This window comes from Gordonia malaquae NBRC 108250, from assembly GCF_000344135.1.
GTDB classification, from domain to species: Bacteria; Actinomycetota; Actinomycetes; order Mycobacteriales; family Mycobacteriaceae; genus Gordonia; species Gordonia malaquae.
On sequence record NZ_BAOP01000100.1, the window covers coordinates 1 to 1,077 of the forward strand.

Annotated in this window: 2 protein-coding genes; one reads left to right on the top strand and one right to left on the bottom strand. The window is 63.3% G+C overall.

Going from position 1 to position 1,077, the window contains the following annotated elements:
* On the top strand, window positions 1-183 hold a 183-nt coding region (locus tag GM1_RS22840; protein ID WP_040521050.1), incomplete at its 5' end, for a hypothetical protein.
* A gap of 349 nt (window positions 184-532) precedes the next feature.
* Here GM1_RS22840 and GM1_RS21360 read toward each other — a convergent pair.
* Window positions 533-778 carry a hypothetical protein gene (locus tag GM1_RS21360; protein ID WP_008382572.1) on the bottom strand — a complete coding sequence of 82 codons (246 nt, stop codon included), beginning with the start codon at window positions 776-778 and terminating at the stop codon, window positions 533-535.
* Between the last annotated feature and the right edge of the window lie 299 nt (window positions 779-1,077).

The following is a 1,077-nucleotide window of genomic DNA, read 5'->3' on the forward strand; positions in this document are numbered from 1 at the left end:
CTGTCGACACCGACCATTTCGCCGCGCACGGAGATCGATCTCGGCGATTGCGGCGGGCCTGCTCAACCGGCTTTCCCGCGACGCCGGACCTACCGGGTGACCGCCGTCATCACCGACACGGCAACCGAATCCGCCGATGACGCCAACCCTGCATGCGCTGTGACTCACCGTTCGGAGCGGTAGTCCCGAGCAACGAACGCCGGGAAGAAGTCGGAGAACTGTGAGGCGCAGGCCCGGTGACGTTGGTTGTCATGGGGCCTGCTCGTTTCTGGTGCGGATGGAACTTCTCGAATGACAAGGAGGCGATGAGTTCCAGGCAGATGTGCACGTCATCGACGGCCCGCAGTTCGAAGGTTTAATGCTGCCGAGTTGGCTGCCGCCGGCGCCGATTGGAGCCAGGGTCAAGTAGCTTTCTCGGTCGCCCGGCGGGGTCGCCCTTCTCATAGCCTAGGTGGTCGGTCGGCTCGGCTTTGAAGCCGCGTTCAAGAGCCAGTTTGATCAGCCCCGAATCAAAACCCCCATCGCAGCTTTCTCAGAGTCGAGATCCGTTGGGGCACCGCCGGGTAAGCACCGGGCGCAGGATCGCGTGGAGTTGGTTGATCAGCCGGCCTTTGGTGTGCAAGAGGTTGCGGCGGCGTTCATCGAGGACCCGCAATACGCTGGTGTAGTCCTCGGTGTAGATCGGCCGGCCTTCGCCTTGCAGCGCCGCAACGCACGCGTCGGCGGCGGCGTGGATGTGGTCGTTCTTGCGGCGGCCGCCGCGGGAGAGCTGGCGCACTCGGGCGGTCTCGGTGGAGGGACATCGACAACTGATTCCCCTGCTCGAGCAGCCACAGCTACAGGATGGCAGAGGCCTTTGCTGTTCTCCACCGCCCATATGTTCAGGCAGCCTGCCGGCCCACTCGAGTTCACTGATCGGAGCGAACCTGGTGATGGTCCTGATCATGGCGTCGGTGTCGGTTCGTTGCTCGGCGTCGTTGTCCTGGTCGAACTACTCACATCAGTTCGATGAGCTGGTCGCGCAGCGACCCCGTCGAGTGTGCCGGCGGGATGCGTCCATGGTGTATTTGTCACTAG